This window comes from Actinomadura sp. NPDC049382 (assembly GCF_040677125.1).
In the GTDB taxonomy this organism is placed as follows: Bacteria; Actinomycetota; Actinomycetes; order Streptosporangiales; family Streptosporangiaceae; genus Spirillospora; species Spirillospora geliboluensis.
Window position 1 is genome coordinate 76,219 of sequence record NZ_JBFARO010000006.1, and the last position, 20,296, is coordinate 96,514.

The 20,296-nt window shown below is 71.6% G+C and carries 21 protein-coding genes and 1 tRNA gene; 20 read left to right on the plus strand and 2 right to left on the minus strand.

Annotated elements, in window-relative coordinates:
- Positions 1 to 46: 46 nt before the first annotated feature.
- From AB0K34_RS06160 to AB0K34_RS06170, 3 genes are all read left to right on the plus strand, one after another.
- Positions 47 to 1,114 carry a UDP-N-acetylmuramate dehydrogenase gene (locus tag AB0K34_RS06160; protein ID WP_364546035.1) on the plus strand — a complete coding sequence of 356 codons (1,068 nt, stop codon included), beginning with the start codon at positions 47 to 49 and terminating at the stop codon, positions 1,112 to 1,114.
- 103 nt (positions 1,115 to 1,217) lie between these two features.
- A complete protein-coding gene (locus tag AB0K34_RS06165) occupies positions 1,218 to 1,919 on the plus strand; it encodes a GntR family transcriptional regulator (protein WP_364546038.1) in 702 nt (233 codons plus the stop codon).
- Between the two features lie 33 nt (positions 1,920 to 1,952).
- Positions 1,953 to 2,606, plus strand: a complete 654-nt coding sequence (locus AB0K34_RS06170) for a TetR/AcrR family transcriptional regulator (protein WP_364546041.1) — start codon at positions 1,953 to 1,955, stop codon at positions 2,604 to 2,606.
- On the opposite strand, the gene AB0K34_RS06175 is transcribed toward AB0K34_RS06170, so the two are convergent.
- Positions 2,533 to 3,486, minus strand: coding sequence for an adenosine deaminase (locus AB0K34_RS06175; RefSeq protein WP_240807628.1), 954 nt, complete (start codon positions 3,484 to 3,486; stop codon positions 2,533 to 2,535). The two genes, AB0K34_RS06170 and AB0K34_RS06175, sit on opposite strands and share 74 nt — an antisense overlap.
- A 346-nt stretch (positions 3,487 to 3,832) precedes the next feature.
- Between AB0K34_RS06175 and AB0K34_RS06180 the strand changes: the two genes are divergently transcribed.
- The 3 genes from AB0K34_RS06180 to AB0K34_RS06190 all read left to right on the plus strand — a co-directional run bounded on the left by AB0K34_RS06180 (position 3,833) and on the right by AB0K34_RS06190 (position 6,168).
- Entirely contained in the window at positions 3,833 to 4,780 is a 948-nt protein-coding gene (locus AB0K34_RS06180) for a hypothetical protein (RefSeq protein WP_364546044.1), read from the plus strand.
- A 119-nt stretch (positions 4,781 to 4,899) separates the two neighbouring features.
- Positions 4,900 to 5,409 (plus strand): SigE family RNA polymerase sigma factor, encoded by a 510-nt coding sequence (locus tag AB0K34_RS06185; RefSeq protein WP_138636777.1) that lies wholly within the window; start codon positions 4,900 to 4,902, stop codon positions 5,407 to 5,409.
- A 3-nt stretch (positions 5,410 to 5,412) separates the two neighbouring features.
- A complete protein-coding gene (locus AB0K34_RS06190; RefSeq protein ID WP_364546047.1) occupies positions 5,413 to 6,168 on the plus strand; it encodes a hypothetical protein in 756 nt (251 codons plus the stop codon).
- Positions 6,169 to 6,336: 168 nt separating this feature from the next.
- On the opposite strand, the gene AB0K34_RS06195 is transcribed toward AB0K34_RS06190, so the two are convergent.
- Positions 6,337 to 7,548 (minus strand): pyridoxal phosphate-dependent aminotransferase, encoded by a 1,212-nt coding sequence (locus AB0K34_RS06195; protein ID WP_138636779.1) that lies wholly within the window; start codon positions 7,546 to 7,548, stop codon positions 6,337 to 6,339.
- A 279-nt stretch (positions 7,549 to 7,827) separates the two neighbouring features.
- Between AB0K34_RS06195 and AB0K34_RS06200 the strand changes: the two genes are divergently transcribed.
- The 14 genes from AB0K34_RS06200 to AB0K34_RS06265 all read left to right on the plus strand — a co-directional run bounded on the left by AB0K34_RS06200 (position 7,828) and on the right by AB0K34_RS06265 (position 20,293).
- Positions 7,828 to 7,900: transfer RNA gene (locus AB0K34_RS06200), tRNA-Trp, on the plus strand.
- A gap of 123 nt (positions 7,901 to 8,023) precedes the next feature.
- Positions 8,024 to 8,293 carry a preprotein translocase subunit SecE gene (gene secE, locus AB0K34_RS06205; protein ID WP_301173948.1) on the plus strand — a complete coding sequence of 90 codons (270 nt, stop codon included), beginning with the start codon at positions 8,024 to 8,026 and terminating at the stop codon, positions 8,291 to 8,293.
- Positions 8,294 to 8,392: 99 nt separating this feature from the next.
- Positions 8,393 to 9,250 (plus strand): transcription termination/antitermination protein NusG, encoded by an 858-nt coding sequence (gene nusG, locus AB0K34_RS06210; RefSeq protein ID WP_301173947.1) that lies wholly within the window; start codon positions 8,393 to 8,395, stop codon positions 9,248 to 9,250.
- Between the two features lie 385 nt (positions 9,251 to 9,635).
- A complete protein-coding gene (rplK, locus tag AB0K34_RS06215) occupies positions 9,636 to 10,064 on the plus strand; it encodes a 50S ribosomal protein L11 (protein ID WP_089324503.1) in 429 nt (142 codons plus the stop codon).
- A 59-nt stretch (positions 10,065 to 10,123) separates the two neighbouring features.
- Positions 10,124 to 10,840: a 50S ribosomal protein L1 gene (rplA, locus tag AB0K34_RS06220; RefSeq protein WP_138636781.1), complete on the plus strand. Its 717-nt coding sequence runs from the start codon at positions 10,124 to 10,126 to the stop codon at positions 10,838 to 10,840.
- Positions 10,841 to 10,962: 122 nt separating this feature from the next.
- Positions 10,963 to 12,507 (plus strand): AMP-binding protein, encoded by a 1,545-nt coding sequence (locus AB0K34_RS06225; RefSeq protein WP_364546054.1) that lies wholly within the window; start codon positions 10,963 to 10,965, stop codon positions 12,505 to 12,507.
- A gap of 154 nt (positions 12,508 to 12,661) precedes the next feature.
- The gene (locus AB0K34_RS06230; RefSeq protein ID WP_364546057.1) at positions 12,662 to 13,531 is read left to right on the plus strand and encodes a hypothetical protein; all 870 of its coding nucleotides are present in this window, start codon (positions 12,662 to 12,664) and stop codon (positions 13,529 to 13,531) included.
- Positions 13,532 to 13,685: 154 nt separating this feature from the next.
- On the plus strand, positions 13,686 to 14,537 hold the full coding sequence (locus tag AB0K34_RS06235; protein ID WP_364546060.1) for a hypothetical protein: 852 nt from the start codon (positions 13,686 to 13,688) through the stop codon (positions 14,535 to 14,537).
- 116 nt (positions 14,538 to 14,653) lie between these two features.
- Positions 14,654 to 15,532 (plus strand): hypothetical protein, encoded by an 879-nt coding sequence (locus AB0K34_RS06240; protein ID WP_364546063.1) that lies wholly within the window; start codon positions 14,654 to 14,656, stop codon positions 15,530 to 15,532.
- Between the two features lie 343 nt (positions 15,533 to 15,875).
- Entirely contained in the window at positions 15,876 to 16,466 is a 591-nt protein-coding gene (gene rplJ, locus AB0K34_RS06245; RefSeq protein ID WP_138636785.1) for a 50S ribosomal protein L10, read from the plus strand.
- Positions 16,467 to 16,521: 55 nt separating this feature from the next.
- Complete coding sequence (rplL, locus tag AB0K34_RS06250; RefSeq protein ID WP_138636786.1) at positions 16,522 to 16,911, plus strand: 50S ribosomal protein L7/L12; 390 nt, start codon at positions 16,522 to 16,524, stop codon at positions 16,909 to 16,911.
- A 561-nt stretch (positions 16,912 to 17,472) separates the two neighbouring features.
- Positions 17,473 to 18,594, plus strand: coding sequence for an ABC transporter ATP-binding protein (locus AB0K34_RS06255; RefSeq protein WP_364546067.1), 1,122 nt, complete (start codon positions 17,473 to 17,475; stop codon positions 18,592 to 18,594).
- Entirely contained in the window at positions 18,594 to 19,445 is an 852-nt protein-coding gene (locus tag AB0K34_RS06260) for an ABC transporter permease (RefSeq protein WP_301173940.1), read from the plus strand. The genes AB0K34_RS06255 and AB0K34_RS06260 overlap by 1 nt, the downstream gene beginning before the upstream one ends.
- 83 nt (positions 19,446 to 19,528) lie before the next feature.
- Positions 19,529 to 20,293 (plus strand): ABC transporter permease, encoded by a 765-nt coding sequence (locus AB0K34_RS06265; RefSeq protein WP_301173993.1) that lies wholly within the window; start codon positions 19,529 to 19,531, stop codon positions 20,291 to 20,293.
- Positions 20,294 to 20,296: the final 3 nt, after the last annotated feature.

Below are 20,296 nucleotides of genomic sequence, written 5' to 3' on the forward strand. Positions count from 1 at the left end.
ATGCCGTCGCGGGGGCCGCGGCACGCACGGCTAGGGGGAGGACGACGTGGCGGTGTTCGCCGAAGACGTGAACCTGGCGGGATACACCACGCTGCGGCTGGGCGGCCCCGCCCGGCGCTTCGTCGAGGCGACGACCGAGGACGAGCTGGTCGCCGCGGTCCGCAAGGCCGACGACGAGGGCGAACCGCTCCTCGTGCTCGGCGGCGGCAGCAACCTGGTCGTGTCCGACGACGGCTTCGCCGGCACCGTCGTGCACGTCGGCACCCGCGGCACCGAGCGCGCGTCCGCCGAGGGCGACACCGTCCTCGTCCGCGTCCAGGCCGGCGAGGACTGGGACCCGTTCGTCGCCCGCTGCGTCTCCGACGGCCTCGCCGGGGTCGAATGCCTGTCCGGCATCCCCGGGCGCGTCGGCGCCACCCCCATCCAGAACGTCGGCGCCTACGGGCAGGACGTCAGCGAGACCATCGTCGCGGTGCGCGCCTACGACCGGGAGGCCCGCGCCGTCGTCACCCTCGACCGCGACGCCTGCCGCTTCACCTACCGGCACAGCGTCTTCAAGGGCAACGACCGGTACGTCGTGCTGGACGTGACGTACGCGCTGCACGAGGCCGAGGAGTCCCAGCCGGTCGCCTACGCCGAACTGGCGCGCAAGCTGGGCGTCCAGCCGGGGGACAGGGTCACCCTCAAGGAGGCCCGGCACGCCGTCCTCGAACTGCGGCAGGGCAAGGGCATGGTCCTGGACCCGGCCGACCCCGACACCCGCAGCGCCGGATCGTTCTTCACCAACCCGATCCTCGACCCCGGCCAGCTCGCCGAGCTGGAGCGCCGCGTCGCCGAGCGGCTCGGCCCGGACGCGGTGTTCCCCCGCTACCCGGAGGCCGGCGACCGGGTCAAGACGTCCGCCGCCTGGCTCATCGACCGCGCCGGGTTCGGCAAGGGCCACGCCCGCGGCCCGGCCCGGATCTCCACCAAGCACACCCTCGCGCTCACCAACCCGGGCGACGCCCGCACCGCCGACCTGCTCGCGCTGGCCCGCGAGGTCCGCGACGGCGTCCGCGACGCGTTCGGCGTCGAACTCGTCAACGAGCCCGTCCTCGTCGGCGTCACCCTCTGACCCGCCGGCCCGGCTGAAACGGGCCGGGAGCGGGAACCATGAGGGCAGGGCCCTCGACCACCGCGGGGCTCGGCCGCGGAAGGGCCCGGACGGGAGTACCGCCGTGGCCCTACCCGCCCCCCTGCCCCCGCCCCGGCGGGCGCTCGGCACCCGGCCGCAGCTGAGCGACGAGGCCGCCGCCCGCATCCGCGAGCTGATCATGGACGGCCGGCTCCGCCCCGGCGACCACCTGCGGCTGGAGCGCCTCGCCGTGGAGTTCGGCATCAGCGTCACCCCCGTCAGGGAGGCGCTGAAGTCGCTGCGCAGCGAAGGGTTCGTCGTGCTGGAGCCGCGGCGCGGGTTCGTCGTCGCGCCGCTGTCGAAGCGGGACGTCCAGGACCTGTTCTGGGTGCAGGCGGGCATCGCCGCCGAACTCGCCGCGCGCGCCACCCCGCGGATCGGCGCCGCCGCCCTCCGCGAACTCGCCGACCTCCACCGCGCGCTGGAACGCGCCCGGGCCGCCCGCCGCCCCGACCTGGTCGAGGAGTACGACCACCTCTTCCACCGGGAGATCAACCTGGCCGCCGACTCCCCGAAGCTCGCCTGGTCGCTCGGGACGGTGGCCCGGTACGCCCCGCGCGGCCTGTACGGCCGGCTCCCCGGCTGGCCCGCCCTCGCCGTCCGCGACCACGCCCGGATCCTCACCGCCCTCCGCGCCGGGGACGCGCCGGACGCCGCCGCCGAGATGCGCGCCCACATCGTCCGCGCGGGAGCCCTCCTGACCGCCCACCTGGAACACCGGGGCATGTGGACCCCCGCCGACTGACCCGGCGGGCGGGACGGCACTACGTTGGACGGTATGAGCCCGAGGATGAGCGCCGCGGAGCGTCGCGAGCTCGCGGTGCGGGCCGCGATCGCCGAGTTCGCCGAGGGCGGCTACGACGGCACGTCCACCTGGACGATCGCCCGGCGGATCGGCGTCTCGCAGCCCTACATGTTCCGGCTCTTCCCGTCCAAGCACGCGCTGTTCCTCGCCGCCGCCGAGCGCTGCTTCGACGACCTGGAGCGCGTCCTGCGGGACGCCGCCGCCGGGCTGCGCGGCGACGCGGCGCTCGACGCGACGGCGCGCGCCTGCGCGCGGCTGCCGCAGGACGCGCCCGCGCTTCCCCGGCTGCTGCTCAAGATCTACGCGGTCGCCGTCCGGGACGCCGACACCGCCCGGCTCGGGCGCGTCCGCTGGGCGCGGCTGTGGCGGCTCGTCGGCGACCTGACCGGCGCGCCGCCCGAGGAGATCGCCCGGATCCTGTCGGCGGGGCTGCTCGTGCACGTCCTCAGCGCCCTCGGCGTCCCGTACGGCGACGACGTGCCCGGCTCGACCGCGGCCTGGGCGGACGGCCTGCGCGGCGTCGAGACCTTCGCCGACTCCGGCGGCTGGGCGGTCAGCCCGCCAGCCAGGCGTCGACCCCCGCCAGCAGGCGGCGGCGCAGGGCGTCCGGCGCCGCCGACGCCCTGATCGACTGCCGGGCCAGCTCCGCCAGCTCCTCGTCGGTGAACCCGTGCTCGGTGCGGACCAGCTCGTACTGGCGCGCCAGCCGCGACCCGAACAGCAGCGGGTCGTCGGCGCCCAGCGCGATCGACGCGCCCGCCTCGAACAGCCGCCGCACCGGGACGTCGCCCGCCGTCGCCGCCACGCCGAGCCCCACGTTCGACGCCGGGCACACCTCCAGCGTGACGCCCCGGTCCACGATCGACGCCAGGAGGCGCGGGTCCTCCACGGCGCGGACGCCGTGGCCGATCCGGTCGGCGTCCAGCGTGTCCAGGCACTCGCGGACGCTCGCCGGGCCGAGCAGCTCACCGCCGTGCGGGTCCGACAGGAGCCCGCCGCGCTTGGCGATCCGGAACGCGCCCTCGAAGTCGTAGGCCCGGCCGCGCCGCTCGTCGTTGGACAGCCCGAACCCCACCACGCCCTCGCCCGCGTACCGGACGGCCAGCCGCGCCAGCGTCTTGGCGTCCAGCGGGTGCCGGGTCCGGTTCGCGGCGATCACCACGCCGATGCCGACGCCGGACGCCGCCGACGCCTCCCGCGCCGCGTCCAGCACCAGCTCCACGGTCGGGGTCAGCCCGCCGAACCGTGCCGCGTAGCCGCTCGGGTCGACCTGGATCTCCAGCCAGCCGGACCCCTCGGCCGCCTCGTCCTCCGCGGTCTCGCGCAGCAGCCGGCGCAGGTCGTCGGGGGTCTGCAGCACCGAGCGCGCGATGTCGTACAGGCGCTGGAACCGGAACCAGCCGCGCTCGTCGGTCGCGTGCAGCTTGGGCGGCCAGTCCTCGACGAGCGCGTCCGGCAGGTGGACGCCGTGCAGGTTGGCGAGCTCCACCAGCGTGGAATGCCGCATCGACCCGGTGAAGTGCAGATGCAGGTGCGCCTTCGGGAGCAGGCCCACGTCCGGACGGGCGGTGCCCCGCGGGACCGGACGGAGTGAAACGGTACTGGCCTCCATGAGCCAATGTTGCCGGATCATCGGCCCGGCCGAACCCCGGACCCGCAGGATCATCACACCGGACTACCTCGCATGACACCGCGCGGCCATCGCGCCCCATGGGCATCCCGAAAAAACTTTGGAATCGCGTGCAACCCCCTCCGGGCACCGTGCGTATACGAGGGGCGCCAGAGAGATACGGGCGACCCGCCCCCGCTAGCACCCCCCGCTGGAAAGACCCGGGCAGAAAGGGACACACACCATGATCACCCTGAAGGCCGCCTTGATCGCCGCGTCCGCCGTCGGAACCGTCGCCGTCGGCGGCGGCGCGACCTGGGCGATGACCGGTTCCCACCACGAGGCGGGCCTCCAGTCGCACGACGCCAAGGCCCCCACCGCCGTCGAGCGCACGGTGCAGGACGCGCCGAAGACCCTGCCGACCTGCGTCCCGGCGAAGCTGCCCAAGGCGGGCGCCCCCGCCGCCGGGATCCCCGAGACCGGCGCGAAGAAGCAGCTGGAGCAGCAGCGCAAGCAGGTCGAGCAGCAGCTGAAGCAGAACGGCGCGAACCTGCCCGACACCGGCGTCCCCGCCCCCGGCCTGCCGAAGGGCGAGCTGCCGAAGACCGACCTGCCCGGGGCGAAGGTCCCCGGCGTCGAGGTCCCGGCGGACGCCAAGGGCAAGCTCCCCGCGAACCTCCCGACCTGCGTGCCGTCCACCAAGGACGCCCCCGCCAACGCCCGGTCGGCTCCGCCGGCCGCGCGCGTCCCCGCCGAGCCCGGCCTGCCCGCCGTGCCGAAGCTCGACTGCAGCACGCTGAAGCCCGCCGTGAAGGTCGGCGGCGCCGCCGAGAAGGCCGCCATGCTGACGAAGGGCCTGCGTTACGCTTCCACCGTTCCCGGCTCGGCCGAGCTCCGCGAGCAGAACGTCTGCGCGGTCACGCAGAAGTGGGTCGGCAAGGCCGGCCAGTGGGTCACCGTCGAGACCCTGAAGACGCCCGCCGGCATGTCCCAGGCCGAGCTGCGGAAGGCGCTGAAGCTGCCCGAGGGCGGCTCCCCGGTCGCCGTCGCCGGCCTCGCCGCCTGGCAGAGCCCGAAGGGCGGCGGCGTGCTGCTGTTCGACCCGAACGGCTACTCGATGTACCTCGACGGCAGCCCCGTCCTCGCCGGCGGGCTGCCGGACATGGCCACCGCCCTGCGGCAGGCCCGATAGCGCGGACCCGGGAACCGGGCCCGCCGACACCAAGAGACGGGGGCGGGCGGCCCAGGCGCGGGGCCGTCCGCCCACGGCACATCGCAACACCGGAACCGCACTAGCCGGGACGGAGCACAGTGGGGCGTCGAGACGACGAGTCGTTCGTGGAGTTCGTGGCGGCACGCGGCGATGCCCTGCTGCGCACCGCGGCACTGATGTGCGGGGCGCGGCAGGACGCCGAGGACATCCTGCAGACCGCGCTGGAGAAGGCCTACCGCCACTGGGGGCGGCTGGAACCGGGCAGCGATCCGGAGCCCTACGTCCGCCGGATCCTGGTCAACCTCGTGATCAGCCGGTCCCGGCGGTGGAAGGTGCTCCGCGAGATCCACATGGCGCGGCTTCCGGAGACCCCGGCGGCCTCACCGAACCACGCCGTCGAGCTGAGGGGGACGCTCATGGAGGAGCTGCGCAGGCTCGGCCCGCGCCAGCGGGCCGTGCTCGTCCTGCGCTTCTGGGAGGACCTCTCGGAGGCGGAGACGGCACAGGCTCTCGGCTGTTCGGTCGGAACGGTCAAGAGCCAGGCGTCCCGGGGGCTCGCCAGGCTCCGGGAGCGCCTCGACTCGAACCTGGCGCCATTGGGGAGCTGAGCGATGGACCTGGAGAGTGAACTGCGGAAGGCCATGGCCGAGCAGGTGGCCGGGGCGACCGCGTCACCGTCGCTCGTCGCCGACGTCAAGCGGCGGCACCGGCGCCGCAGGGCCCGCGTGCACGCCGCCGCGGGCGTCGCCGCCGCATCGGTCGCGGCGCTCGCCCTCGTGCCCACCTATCAGTCGTTCCGGGCCACACCGGCCGGGAGCACGGAGACGGCCCGCCCCACCGGGACCGCCTCCGCGTCCCGGCCGCCGGAACGGCCCCCCGCTTCGGGCCTCCCCGCGTCCCCGCCGTCCAAGGGGAGGCCCGAGGCGGGCGCTTCGCCGAAACCGGAGGCGCACCCGTCGTCCGGCGGCGGCGACACGGCGCCGCACAAGCCCGGTGTCGGCGGCGTGGTGGACAGGCTGCCGGACTGGATCACCTACATCCCGGACGGGCTGGCCGCCGACGGCCCCTGCGCCGTCGCCGGCGACGCCGGGCGCAAGACCACGACGTGCGCGTGGCGCGGCGACGCCGGCTCGGTGGAGATCGCGCTCGTGACGGGCAGCGGGCTCACCGGTCCGCGCGACCTCATGCGGACGCCGGGCCTCCCCGGGCACACGTCCGTGCGGGGCATGCCGGCGCTGGTCGGCGACGGGCCCGACTCGACGCGGCAGATCTCCTGGATGGCGCGGCCCGGGGTCGGTGTCACCGTCACCGCCAAGGGCACGACCAAGGACCGGCTCATGCGCATCGCCGAAGGCGTCCGGCCGTAGGAATCACCGACCCTTGCCCTGGCAGGGCGTCCGCCGGCGTTGAGGGGCCGCTGCGGAGCCGCCCGCCGGGCGATCCCGGACGGGGCCGGGCACGCCCCGTCCGCACAGAACCGGCCCCGGGCGAAGTGCACGCCCGGGGCCGGTTCTCTTTCCCGCTCCGCGGTGCGGTCAGCTCGCCTCGGAGAGCAGCTTCGCGACCCGCGAGACGCCTTCGGTGAGGTCGTCGTCGCCCAGGGCGTAGGAGAGGCGGAAGTAGCCGGGGGTGCCGAACGCCTCGCCCGGCACCAGCGCGACCTCGGCCTCCTCCAGGATCAGCGACGCCAGCTCCACCGACGTCTCCGGGCGCTTGCCGCGCAGCTGCTTGCCGAGCAGCGCCTTGACCGACGGGTAGGCGTAGAACGCGCCCTCCGGCTCCGGGCAGACCACGCCGGGGATCTCGTTCAGCATCCGCACGATCGTCTGGCGGCGCCGGTCGAACGCCTTGCGCATCTCCGCCACCGCCGACAGGTCGCCGGTCACGGCGGCGAGCGCCGCGGCCTGGGACACGTTCGCCACGTTGGACGTCGCGTGCGACTGCAGGTTCTGCGCGGCCTTCACCACGTCCGCCGGGCCGATCAGCCAGCCCACGCGCCAGCCCGTCATCGCGTACGTCTTCGCCACGCCGTTCAGGACGAGCGTCCGGTCGGCGAGCTCGGGCACCACGACCGGCATCGAGTGGAACTCGGCGCCCCCGTACACGAGGTGCTCGTAGATCTCGTCGGTGACGACCCACAGGCCGTGCTCGTCGGCCCAGCGCCCGATGGCCTCGATCTCGTCGCGCGAGTACACGGCGCCGGTCGGGTTGGACGGCGACACGAACAGCAGCACCTTCGTGCGGTCGGTGCGGGCCGCCTCCAGTTGCTCGACGGTCACCTTGTAGCCGGTGGTCTCGTCGGCGACGACGTCCACGGGCACGCCGCCCGCCAGCTTGATCGACTCGGGGTAGGTCGTCCAGTACGGGGTGGGGACGATGACCTCGTCGCCCGGGTCGAGCAGCGCCGCGAACGCCTCGTACACCGCCTGCTTGCCGCCGTTGGTCACCAGGACCTGGTTGGCCTCCACCTTGTAGCCGGAGTCGCGCTCGGTCTTCTCGGCGATGGCGGCGCGCAGCTCGGGCAGCCCGCCCGCCGGCGTGTACTTGTGGAAGCGCGGCACCCGGCAGGCGGTCACCGCCGCCTCGACGATGTAGTCCGGGGTGGGGAAGTCGGGCTCGCCCGCGCCGAACCCGATGACCGGGCGGCCCGCCGCCTTCAGCGCCTTGGCCTTGGCGTCGACGGCCAGCGTGGCGGATTCGGATATCGCGGCGATGCGCTTGGAGATGCGAGGACGGTCAGTGCTCATGTCCCTATCGTTACAGACGCGGCCTCGTGACCCGGGACATATATCCGGGCCGGTCGGACGGGCTTCGCCGCGGCGCCCGCCACCGCCCCGCCGCGGCGCCGCGAAGGATCTGCGGGTATCGGTTCGACGCGGGGCGCTCCGGCACGTAGACTCACCCTCCAAGTGACGCGTCACCGGTATACGAGCCTGTCCGCACGCGGGCATCACGATGAGGCCGTAAGCTGGGACGCGGCACCACCCCGGCCGTGCGGCCGGGTGTTCTCCTTAGCCGGAGAATGAAGGGCAGTGGCTCAATTGGTAGAGCTCCGGTCTCCAAAACCGGCGGTTGGGGGTTCGAGTCCCTCCTGCCCTGCGAGGTGCGGTGCGCGCACCCGTGCCGGCCGCGCCACGGCGGCGCCGTGGCGGAACGCGGCACGGGACCGCGCGGCAACCACGTCGGTGGTTGGATCACGACCTATGAGGTGAACGGCGGCAAATGGCGACTGAGACGCGCGACGAGCGCGACGAGCCCGAGGCCAAGGACGAAGGCAAGAGCAAGGGCAAGAAGAAGTCCGCTTCCCGGCGGACCGGGCCCGCGCTGTTCGTCCGTCAGGTCATCGCCGAGCTGCGCAAGGTCATCTGGCCGACGCGGCGCGAGCTGGTCACCTACACGACCGCCGCGCTGGTCTTCGTGCTGATCATGGTCGCGATCGTCTCCGGTTTCGACTACGGCCTGCAGAAGGGCGTCTACGCCATCTTCGGCTGACGCCGCGCGGCCACCGCGCGCGATTCCGGCGAGTCCGCCGTACCCTGGTAAGACCATCACCGGTAAGACCATCACCGCAGTCCGAGAGAAAGAGTCACCGTGTCCGAGTCCTCACAGCCCTACGACGAGGCCGTTGAAGAGGCCCAGTCCGCTGCGGCTGCTGCGGCCGACCTGGCGGCTGAGCCCGCCGACGAGACGGCCGAGGCGGTCGTCTCCGCCGGCGACGGCGAGCCCGCGGACACGAAGCTCGAGGGCGAGGGTCCCGCGCAGGACGCCGCCGAGGGCGCCGCGGAGCTGGCCGAGGCCGTCGAGGGCGAGGACGAGACCGACGGCGACGACGAGGAGGGCCCGGCCGAGCCGCCGGCCGACCCGTACGCCGACTTCAAGATGCAGCTCCGGCTCCAGCCGGGCGACTGGTACGTCGTGCACTCCTACGCGGGCTACGAGAACCGGGTCAAGACCAACATCGAGACCCGGACGCAGACCCTCAACATGGAGGACTACATCTTCCAGATCGAGGTCCCGCAGCACGAGGTGACCGAGATCAAGCAGGGCAAGCGGCAGAAGGTCAACGAGAAGGTCCTGCCGGGCTACATCCTCGTCCGGATGGAGTTGACCGACGAGTCCTGGGCCGCCGTCCGCAACACCCCGGGCGTCACCGGCTTCGTCGGCCTGCTGAACAAGCCGTCCCCGCTGAGCCTCGACGAGGTCGCCAACCTGCTGGCCCCCGAGCCGGAGGAGGGCGCCGCCAAGGTCGCCAAGGAGCAGGCGAAGACCGCGGCCACCGTCGACTACGAGGTCGGCGAGTCCGTCACCGTCATGGACGGCCCGTTCGCCACCCTCCCCGCGACGGTCAACGAGATCAACGCCGAGCAGCAGAAGCTCAAGGTCCTGGTCTCCATCTTCGGCCGCGAGACCCCGGTCGAGCTCTCGTTCAACCAGGTCTCCAAGATCTGACCGAGCCTTTCAGACCACCTTCGGGCCGTTTCCGCTCTCGCGGGGACGGCCCGAACACGTGCCGGCCCTGCCGCACCACGCCGCCGGACGGCCCGAGCGGACCGACGCACCCCGCCGAGGCCGTATCCTGTACGGGTTGTCCTCGGTAATGCGAGGACGGGTTGGATCTCGGCTCTCACTTTGGGAGCGAGACACCACGGCCCCGCACATGCGGGGATGACCCCAAGATCGCTGCACTCGTCAAGGTGCAGCTTCGCTGCTCCCCGTGCACGCGGGGATGTGGGGTCGGCCAAAGGTCCCAACACAGCGGTTACGTTCCGACCGCCGTGTTGCCCGGGCATCCGGGAGTCGGGACCAGAGCAGAACGGAACGCTGAGGGAGAGGCATGCCTCCGAAGAAAAAGGTCGCCGCGCTCGTCAAGGTCCAGCTGCAGGCCGGGCAGGCGACTCCGGCGCCGCCGGTCGGTACCGCGCTCGGTCCGCACGGCGTCAACATCATGGACTTCTGCAAGCAGTACAACGCGGCCACGGAGTCCCAGCGCGGCAACGTCATCCCCGTAGAGATCACCATCTACGAGGACCGGTCGTTCAGCTTCGTCACGAAGACCCCGCCGGCCGCGCAGCTCATCCTGAAGGCCGCGGGCGTGGAGAAGGGCAGCGGCGAGCCGCACAAGAACAAGGTCGGCTCGGTGACCCGCGACCAGATCCGCGAGATCGCCACGACCAAGATGCCCGACCTGAACGCCAAGGACCTGGACGCCGCCGAGAAGATCGTCGCCGGCACCGCCCGGTCCATGGGCATCGACGTCAAGTAACACCGTTTGTGGAAGGGCCGGCGCTGGCCCGCACCACGAGTTCCACTGGAGGAACGCACATGAAGCGCAGCAAGGGCTACCGCGCCGCAGCGGAGAAGATCGACCGGGAGCGGCTGTACACCCCGGCCGAGGCCGTGAAGCTGGCCAAGGAGACCGCGGTCACCAAGTTCGACGCGACCGTCGAGGTCGCGCTGCGGCTGGGCGTCGACCCGCGCAAGGCCGACCAGATGGTGCGCGGCACCGTCAACCTGCCGCACGGCACCGGTAAGACCGCCCGCGTGCTGGTCTTCGCCGTCGGCGCGAAGGCGCAGGAGGCGGAGGCCGCCGGCGCCGACCTGGTCGGGTCGGACGACCTGATCGAGCGGATCCAGGGCGGTTTCCTGGACTTCGACGCGGTCGTCGCCACGCCGGACCAGATGGGCAAGGTCGGCCGCCTCGGCCGCGTGCTCGGCCCGCGCGGCCTGATGCCGAACCCGAAGACCGGCACCGTCACGATGGACGTCGCGAAGGCCGTCACCGACATCAAGGGCGGCAAGATCGAGTTCCGTGTCGACCGGCACGCGAACCTGCACTTCATCATCGGCAAGGCGTCCTTCGACGAGCGCCAGCTGGTGGAGAACTACGCGGCCGCGGTCGACGAGATCCAGCGTCTCAAGCCGTCCGCCGCGAAGGGCCGGTACGTGAAGAAGGCGTCGCTGACGACGTCGATGGGCCCGAGCATCCCGGTGGACCCGAACGCGGTCCGCAACCTGACCGCGGAGCTCGAGACCGCCTGATCGCGCCACGCGTCACGCATCATCGGAAGGGCGTCCCCGCTGCGGCGGGGGCGCCCTTCCGCCGTTCCGGCCACCGGTACCGCGGCGGCCCGCCCGGCCGCGTGCTCGGTAGATTCGCCGGGATGCCCAGCACAGTGATGGACGGTTCGCCGCGCAGCCTCTACGACGTGCTCGCCGCGGCGGCGACGCGGACCCCCGACGCCCCGGCGCTGTCGGTGGACGGCACCACGTGGACGTTCCGGGAACTGCGCGCGCGCGTGGATGCCCTGAGCGCATACCTCTCCGCACGCTGCTCGCCGGGGGCGCGCGTGGCGCTGCTGGCGCACAACCGGCTCGAATACGTCGCCGCCTACTACGGCGTTCCGCGCGTCGGCCGAGTCCTGGTGCCGCTCAACCAGCGGCTGCATCCCCGCGAGTGGGCGGACCAGATCGCCCGGAGCGGCGCCGAGCTCGTCCTCGGCGAGGGGGATCTGCTCGACCGGCTGGCCGCCGAGGGTGATCTGCCCGCAGGCCATCCGCCGCTGATCGGCATTGATGAACTGCCTTGGGACGGCCCCGCGCACGCCGCCGCCACGTCCGAGGCCGACGACGTCGCGTGGTTGATGTTCACCAGCGGCACCACGGGCCGCCCGAAGGGCGTGCGCCTCACGCACCGGAGCCTGCTCGCGGGGATCGAGGTCACGGCGTCGGGCCGTCCCGTACGCGCGGACGACGTGTTCTGCACGCCGTTCCCCCTGTGCCATGTCGCCGGATACCAGGTCGTCCTGCACCACCTGTTCGGGCGCCATGCCGTCGTGCTGCGCCGCTTCACCCCGGCCGCGCTCGTGGACGCGACGCGCCGGCACGGCGTCACGAACCTCTCCCTGGCCCCGACGATGCTGGAGGATCTCCTCGCCCACGCGGCGGACGACCCGGACGCGCTGACGCTGCTCCGCGACAGCATCCGGGTCGTCGCCTACGGGTCGGCGCCGATGCCGGTGCCGCTGCTGCGCCGGGCCGGCGATGTGCTCGGGTGCGACTTCAACCAGGGCTACGGGATGACCGAGCTGTCCGGGAACGCGACGTTCCTCTCACCGGACGACCACCGCGCCGCGCTCACGACACGGCCGGAGCTGGCGGAGTCTGCGGGACGTCCCGCCGAGGGCGTGGAGATCGCGGTGCTGGCCGAGGACGGGACGCCGGTCCCGCCGGGCGCGCTCGGCGAGGTCGTCGTCCGGGGATCGCAGGTCACGCCCGGCTACTGGGACGACCCGGGCGCGACGGCGGAGGCGTTCGCCGGCGGCTGGTTCCGCACGGGCGACGCGGGCCGGGTCGACGCCGACGGCTACCTCTACCTGGTCGACCGCCTCAAGGACGTGATCATCACGGGCGGCGAGAACGTGTCGTCGCGGGAGGTCGAGGACGTGCTGCGCACGGTCCCCGGCGTCGGGCAGGTCGCCGTGATCGGGCTCCCCGATCCGCGCTGGGGCCAGACGGTCTGCGCGGTCATCGTCCCGGACGGCGTCCGGCCGAGCGAGGAGGACCTGGTCGCGGCCTGCCGGGCCCGCCTGGCCGGGTTCAAGGCGCCGCGCCGCATCGAGTACGCCGCCGCGCTGCCGCGCACCACCACCGGCAAGATCCGCAAGTCGGCCCTCCGCGCCCGCCTCACCGGACCCGGACCCGTCTAGCCGGCCGGGCGGGGGACGCCCCGTGGCATCCCGTGGCTCTCCGTGACCCCATTACCACCGAGCACGACGGATACATAGATCGCAGTCCGGATTCGGACAATTCGATTCCCGATCCCTTTGTTACCGGCGAGGAACCTGGTGTTGAATTGGGCTCGTGAAGCGTCGCACCGACCGGGCCATCGCCATCTCCGCCGTCGTGGCCGTCGCCGTCGTGCCCACGGCCTTCCTCATGGTCGTCAAGGTCGGCGGGGAGTCGGCGAAGGACGCCGGTTCGATGCCCCCGGCGGCCGTCATGGCCCAGCAGGACCAGACCAACCCGAACGGCGCGGCGTCCGGCACCGTGTCCCCGGGCGCGACCGCACCGGGCACGAGTCCGGGCAGGCCGGCCGGTCCGGGCGCTCCCGCCGCCGGGAACGGCGCCGCCCCGCACGGCCTGCCCACTGCACCGCCGCAGCCGGGCCCCAGCCTGCACGCCTTCACCCGCAAGACGGAGATGAAGGTGAAGATCGGGGAGGGCGGCGACTACAAGCACGCGGTCGAGACGGCCTCGTTCACCCTGTGGCCGAAGTTCGCGATGAGCGCCACCGGCGTCACCAAGACGGTGCTGAACGGCGAGGCCAGCGAGATCACGCAAAAGGTGGTCGTGAGCGGGAACGTGCTCAAGGGCTTCGACGGCGCGAAGTGGACGCAGTCCACGCTCAGCGCGGCGCAGCTGGGCCAGCTGCAGAACGGGTCCGACCCCCGGCAGTTCACCTACATGATCGGGACGCTGCCCGGGACGACCGCGAGCGAGCCGGACGCGTCCGGGCGCACGCACTTCGCCGCGCAGGCGCTGATGAGCAGCGTGTACGCGCTGCTGCCGCAGGACGCCGCGACCCAGATCCGGCCCGTGATCCCCGACTCGACCGGCTGCGGGATCGACCTGTGGGTCGACAGCAGCGCCCGGCCGACGACGATCAAGCTGTCCTCGCAGGCGCCCGCCGCCGTGCTCGACGGCACGATGTCCTTCGGCTCCTACCGCTGACCCTCCCGTCCTCCGGCGCCCCGGTGCGGGCGCGCGGGCTACGCCGTTGGTCGTACCGCGGGGTGACCCGTTCGTACCACCGGGGGATGCCCGCGATGCAGGCGTCCCGCGACACTGGGGATACCAGGAGGACAACATGGGAGGCCAAAACCTCATGAACCGACGACTCGTGGTGGCCGCCGGCGGTACCGCCGTGGGTGCCGCGCTGGTCCTGTCCGGATGCAACGGGGACGGGTCGGCGAACACGGACAACATGAAGCTCAGTGCCGGGCAGGCGCTGCTCAAGACGTCTGAGAAGACGGCGAAGGCCGACGCGTTCAAGGCCGACCTCACCGTGACCGGCACCGGCGACGAGTCCGGCAGGATCCACGCCGACGGGCAGTTCCAGCTGCGCCCCTCGCTGCAGTTCAGCGCCAAGCTGGACGAGGTCAGCCGCAACGGGCAGACGATGCCGGGCGCCAAGGGCCAGGCGGTCTTCAAGGACGACGTGCTGTACGCGAAGGTCCCGCAGCTCGCCCGGTTCGTCAGCGGCGGCAAGCCGTGGCTGCGGGTCGACGTGAACCAGGTGTCGCAGCACACGGGCTTCGACGTGCGGAACCTGGTCGACCAGGTGCAGAAGGTCGACCCGGCCGAGCAGACGAAGATGTTCACCGGCTCCAAGGACGCCCGCCGCGTCGGCACCGAGACCATCGACGGCGTGAAGACGACGCACTACGCCGGCACGGTCACCGTCGACGACGCGCTCAACCGCCTCGACGCCCAGGCGCGCGAGAAGGTCGGCAAGTGGCTGCCGAAGGACCGCGCCAACGGAAAGATCAACTTCGATCTGTGGACGGACGGCGACAACCTGCCGCGCAAGATCGTCTCGAAGGCGGACGGCGAGGGCGGCGACACCGCCTCGGTCATTGTCCTCTACAGCGACTACGGTAAGACCTTCACGGTGAACCCGCCGCCGTCCGACCAGGTGGGTCAGCTGACGCTCGGCTCCCTCCTCGGCGGGAACTGAGCGCGACCGCACCGAGCCGGCCGAGGCGGCGGATGAACCGCGGGGGCCGCTCCAGCGTCTGACCCAGTGTTCGGCCCGTGCGCCCGGGCGACCAGACGCAGAAGGAGAACCCCCACATGATCCGTCGTTTCGCCGCCGGCACGGCGCTGGCCACCGGCCTCGCCCTCTCGCTGACCGGCTGTCTGGGCGACGCCGGCAACAAGGTGGACGAGGCCGGCAAGAACATCAAGCTGACGGCCGCACAGGTGCTCGGCAAGGCCGCGGAGAAGACCGGCGACGTCAACTCGTTCAAGGCCGCCCTGTCGATGCAGATGTCCGGCACGCCCCAGGGCGACGTGACGATGAACGGCGACATGCAGTACCGGACGAAGCCCGACATCGCCTACAGCATGAACTTCAGCGACATGACCGTCGCGGGCAAGGCGACGGGCGGCATGGAGCAGCGCCTCGTGGGCGGCAACATGTACATGAAGATGCCGATGCTGTCGCAGCTGCCCGGCGGCGGGGGCGGCAAGCCCTGGCTCAAGTTCTCGCTGGACGAGCTGAGCAAGCAGTCCGGCATGAACCTCGACCAGATGCTGCAGCAGTCCCGCCAGATGGACCCGGTGCAGAACACCAAGATGCTGACCGCGTCCAAGGACGCGCGCGAGGTCGGCGAGGAGACGATCGACGGCGTCAAGACGACGCACTACACCGGCACCTACCGCATGGAGGACGCGATCGCGAAGCTGCCTCCGGAGCAGCAGGAGGCCTACCGCAAGACGCTCGCCCAGGTGGGCATGCAGAGCATGCACTTCGACCTCTGGGTGGACGGGCAGCAGCTGCCGCGCCAGATGACGATGAAGTCCGACCAGGGCGCCCAGGGCGACCTCACCGTGACGACGAAGTACCGCGACTTCGGCAAGCCCGTGCAGATCGACGAGCCGCCGGCGAGCCAGGTCACCGACTTCAGCGAGCTGATGGGCAAGCTCGGCACCGGAATGCCGCGCACCTGACGCCGCGGCACCGGCCGCACGACCGAGGGACCGCGCCCCCGCCCGGGGCGCGGTCCCTCCGCGTCCGCCCCTCGAGCCAATCGATTTGGCCTGACGCGGCGGGGGACGTATTCTGTCCGATGCCGAAGACCGCCGGTCGTCACCTCATGTCCGTGGGGTGACCGAAGGACCCGACTCTGTTCGGGCGGCCTGCGTAGGTGAGACGAGAGCTTCCGCATGGCCTCCGTGCCGTGCCTGGACGCCCCGTGCGCCTGCGCCGGGGCGTTTTTTGGTGGATCGGCGCCCCCTCCCGCGAGGGCGGACGGGCGCGGATCGGACCACCCAGGTAATCGGAAGGAGGGCTATGGCCAAGGCCCACAAGGACGCGGCGATCGCCGAGCTCAAGAGCGAGTTCGAGAGCTCCAGCGGCGCCGTGCTGACCGAGTACCGCGGGCTTAGCGTCGCGCAGGTCAAGGAGCTGCGCGACAACCTCGGCGAGAACGCGCGGTTCCGCGTGGTGAAGAACACGCTGACCAAGCGCGCCGCGAACGAGGCCGGTGTCGACGAGCAGTTCCGTGCGCTGCTCGAAGGCCCGTCGGCCATCGCGTTCGTGCGCGGCGACGTGGTCGAGGCCGCCAAGGGCCTGCGCGACTTCGCCAAGGCGAACCCGATGCTGGTGATCAAGGGCGGCTTCATCGACGGTCAGTCGATGGACGCGGCCGAGGTCACCAAGCTGGCGGACCTCGAGTCCCGCGAGGTTCTCCTCGCCAAGCTGGCCGGTGCGATGAAGGGCTCGATGGCGAACGCCGCCGCGCTGTTCAACGCGCTGCCCACGCAGGCGGCCCAGCTCGCCGAGGCGCTGCGCGCCAAGCGCGAGGCCGCCGGCGAGACCGCCGAGGCCGGTGCCGCCGAGGCGCCCGCCGAGGCCGCAGCCGAGGCACCCGCCGCCGAGTAGGCGCACCCGCGGTTCCGTATCACCCGAGATTTCAAGCCATAGCGGAGGAAACATCATGGCGAAGCTCAGCACCGACGAGCTGCTCGACGCTTTCAAGGAGATGACCCTTCTCGAGCTCTCCGAGTTCGTGAAGCAGTTCGAGGACGTCTTCGACGTCAAGGCCGCCGCCCCGGTCGCGGCCGTGGCCGCCGCCCCCGGTGGCGCCGCCCCGGCCGCCGAGGAGGCCGCGACCCAGGACGAGTTCGACGTCATCCTCGAGGGTGCCGGCGACAAGAAGATCCAGGTCATCAAGGAGGTCCGCGCCCTGACGAGCCTCGGCCTCAAGGAGGCCAAGGACTTGGTCGACGGCGCGCCGAAGCCGCTGCTGGAGAAGGTCAACAAGGAGACCGCCGACAAGGCCAAGGAGGCCCTGGAGAAGGCCGGCGCCTCGGTCACCGTCAAGTAAGGACGGCTCCAGAGCTCCCGAGCCTCGCGGCTCGACCGCTCTCCCAAGGAGGCGGTCACCCCATCCGGGGTGGCCGCCTCTTTCGCGTTCGCGGGGAACGCGCTGTTCCGAGGTGCGCGAGCGGGTGCCCGTTTCCTGTACCGGAGTGATAAAGGCCGGGCCAAAAGCGTGTGCCGTGACGGGTTGTGCGGCCGTCGGCGGGCGGCGTACCGTCCCGTTTCGACACCGTGGTCACACCAGGTGGTCCGCGTCCCCGCCGTCCGGGTCGGGCGGGCGGCCGGCGGCCCGGGGCCGGCCGGAGCCCGCGGGCTTGAGGTGCTGGTTCTTGGACCACTAGTCTCATAGACGTCGTAAGTAACGATTGTCTTACGACGTCGCATTTAGCCGCTGATCTGGACCGGAACCCCTTCCATTTGGACAGCGGCCCGCTACCGTAGTGGAACCCGGCGCGGCTACCGGACGGTAGCAACACGGCGGACACGCCGTGTGACGACAGCAAGAGCCTGAGTACTACTCGCTCATTGGTTCGGGATTCCCCCCGGCCTGGACGAAAGGTGACGAGTGGGCGTCGAGATCAGAGTCGAGGGCCTGACCAAGTCCTTTGGCCGCCAGGTGATCTGGCAGGACGTGTCGCTGACCATTCCCGCAGGTGAGATCTCCGTTCTTCTGGGCCCGTCCGGTACCGGCAAGTCGGTGTTCCTGAAGTCCCTCGTCGGGCTGCTCAAGCCCGACCGCGGGCACATCTGGATCGGTGACAGGGACCTGCCCCACCTGCCCGAGTCCCAGCTCTACGAGACCCGCAAGCTGTTCGGCGTCCTGTTCCAGGACGGCGCGCTGTTCGGCTCGATGAACCTGTTCGACAACATCGCCTTCCCGCTGCGCGAGCACACCAAGAAGTCCGAGTCCGAGGTCAAGCGGATCGTCCTCGAGAAGATGGACATGGTCGGCCTCCTCGGCGCCGAGCACAAGCTGCCCGGCGAGATCTCCGGCGGTATGAAGAAGCGCGCCGGCCTCGCCCGCGCCCTCGTGCTGGACCCCGAGATCCTCCTGGTGGACGAGCCGGACTCCGGCCTCGACCCGGTCCGCACCGCGTTCCTGAACCAGGTGTTCATCGACCTGAACGCGCAGATCGGCGCGACGTTCCTCATCGTCACCCACGACATCAACACGGCCCGTACCGTCCCGGACAACATCGGGCTGCTGTACCAGCGCAACCTCGCGATGTTCGGGCCCCGGGAGATGCTGCTGTCCAGCGAGGAGCCGGTCGTCCGGCAGTTCCTCAACGCCAGCAAGGTCGGCCCGATCGGCATGTCGGAGGAGAAGGACGCCTCCGAGCTGGAGGCCGAGGCCAAGATGGGCCTCGACTCCGGCAAGCTGCCGCCCATCCCGCCGCAGCAGATGCCGAGCAACGGGATGCTGCGCGCCGGCATGCACGCGCCCGGCGCGTGGTGCGCCGCGCACGGCGTCACGCCGCCGCCCGGCTCGTTCATCGACGACCTCGGCCGCAACTGGGTGGAGGAGTGGCCGCGGTACGTGGCGTCCATGGCGCCCGTCGGCGCCCCCGCCCCCGGCGGCCCCGCAGGTCCTCCTCCCGGGCCGCCGCCCGGCGGCCCCACCGGCCCTGGCGGCCAGTTCCCGGGTAACCCGCCGCCTGGACGTCATGCAGGTGGTGCAGGGTACTGATGTCCACTCCTGGTATCGGCGCGGACCAGCGAGAGGGGAAGGGCGGCGGCGGATCGTCGGCGACGTTCCGCAAGATCGGGGACGGCGCGGCCAACGTGGTCGTCAAGGAGCCCGGGCGGTTCTTCGCCCTGTGCCTTGACGTCGCGCGCGCGACGTTCCAGTGGCCGTTCCAGTGGCGCGAGTTCATCCAGCAGGCCTGGTTCATCGTCAGCGTCACCGTCGTCCCCACCATGCTGGTCGCCATCCCCTTCGGCGGCGTGCTGTCGCTGCAGGTCGGCGGGCTGATCCGGCAGCTCGGCGCGCAGTCCTACACCGGCGCGACCGCGGTCGTCGCGATCGTCCGGGAGGCCAGCCCGCTGGTCACCTCGCTGCTGGTCGCGGGCGCCGCCGGGTCGGCGATGTGCGCCGACATCGGGTCCCGGAAGATCCGCGAGGAGATCGACGCCATGGAGGTGCTGGGGATCAACCCCCTGCACCGCCTGGTGGTCCCGCGGATGTTCGCCTGCGCGTTCGTCGCGCTGTTCCTGAACGGCCTGGTGTCGGTGGTCGGCCTCATGGGCGGCTACTTCTTCAACGTCATGCTGCAGGGCGGCACGCCCGGCGCCTACCTGGCGTCCTTCAACGCGATCGCGCAATTGCCCGACCTGCTGCAAGCGGAGTTCAAGGCGTTCGTGTTCGGCATTACCGCCGGGCTGGTGGCCGCCTATAAGGGGTTGAACGCCAAGGGCGGCCCGAAGGGCGTCGGTGATGCGGTCAACCAGACCGTCGTGATCACCTTCATGCTGCTGTTCCTGGAGAACTTCCTGATCTCCACGCTGTACTTCCAGTTCGTCCCGTCGAAGGGGATGTGATGGCTGCCCCTGGAAAGACGGGCAAGGCGGTCAGCCGCGTGGTGAACGCGCCCCTGGAACGGCTGGACGACTTCGGCCACCAGATGTCGTTCTACGCCCGCGCCTTCGCGTGGGTGTTCCGGGTGCTGCGCCGCTACCGCACCGAGGTGCTGCGGCTGCTCGCCGAGGTGAGCCTCGGCACCGGCGGCCTCGCGGTGATCGGCGGCTCGGTGGTGATCGTCGGCTTCATGACGTTCTTCACCGGCAGCCAGGTCGGCCTGCAGGGCTACGAGTCGCTGAACCAGATCGGCACGGCCGCGTTCACCGGGTTCGTCGCGTCCTACTTCAACACCCGCGAGATCGCCCCGCTGGTGTCGGCGCTGGCGCTGTCGGCGACGGTCGGCTGCGGCTTCACCGCGCAGCTCGGCGCGATGCGGATCTCCGACGAGATCGACGCGCTGGAGGTCATGGCCGTCCCGTCGATGCCGTTCCTCGTCACGACCCGGATGCTGGCCGGGATGATCGCGGTCGTCCCGCTGTACATCGTGGGCCTGCTCGCCTCCTACGGCGCGACGCGGGTGATCGTGACGGTGTTCTACGGGCAGTCGACCGGCACCTACGACCACTACTTCCATCTGTTCCTACCGCCGAACGACATCCTGTGGTCGTTCGGCAAGGTGATCATCTTCGCGGTGCTGGTGATGCTGATCCACTGCTACTACGGCTACCACGCGTCCGGCGGCCCGGCCGGCGTCGGCGTCGCGGTGGGCCGCGCGGTCCGCACCAGCATCGTCGTGATCAACGTGGCGGACCTGCTGCTCGGCATGGCGATCTGGGGCACCACCACTTCCGTCCGGATTGCGGGGTAGCGC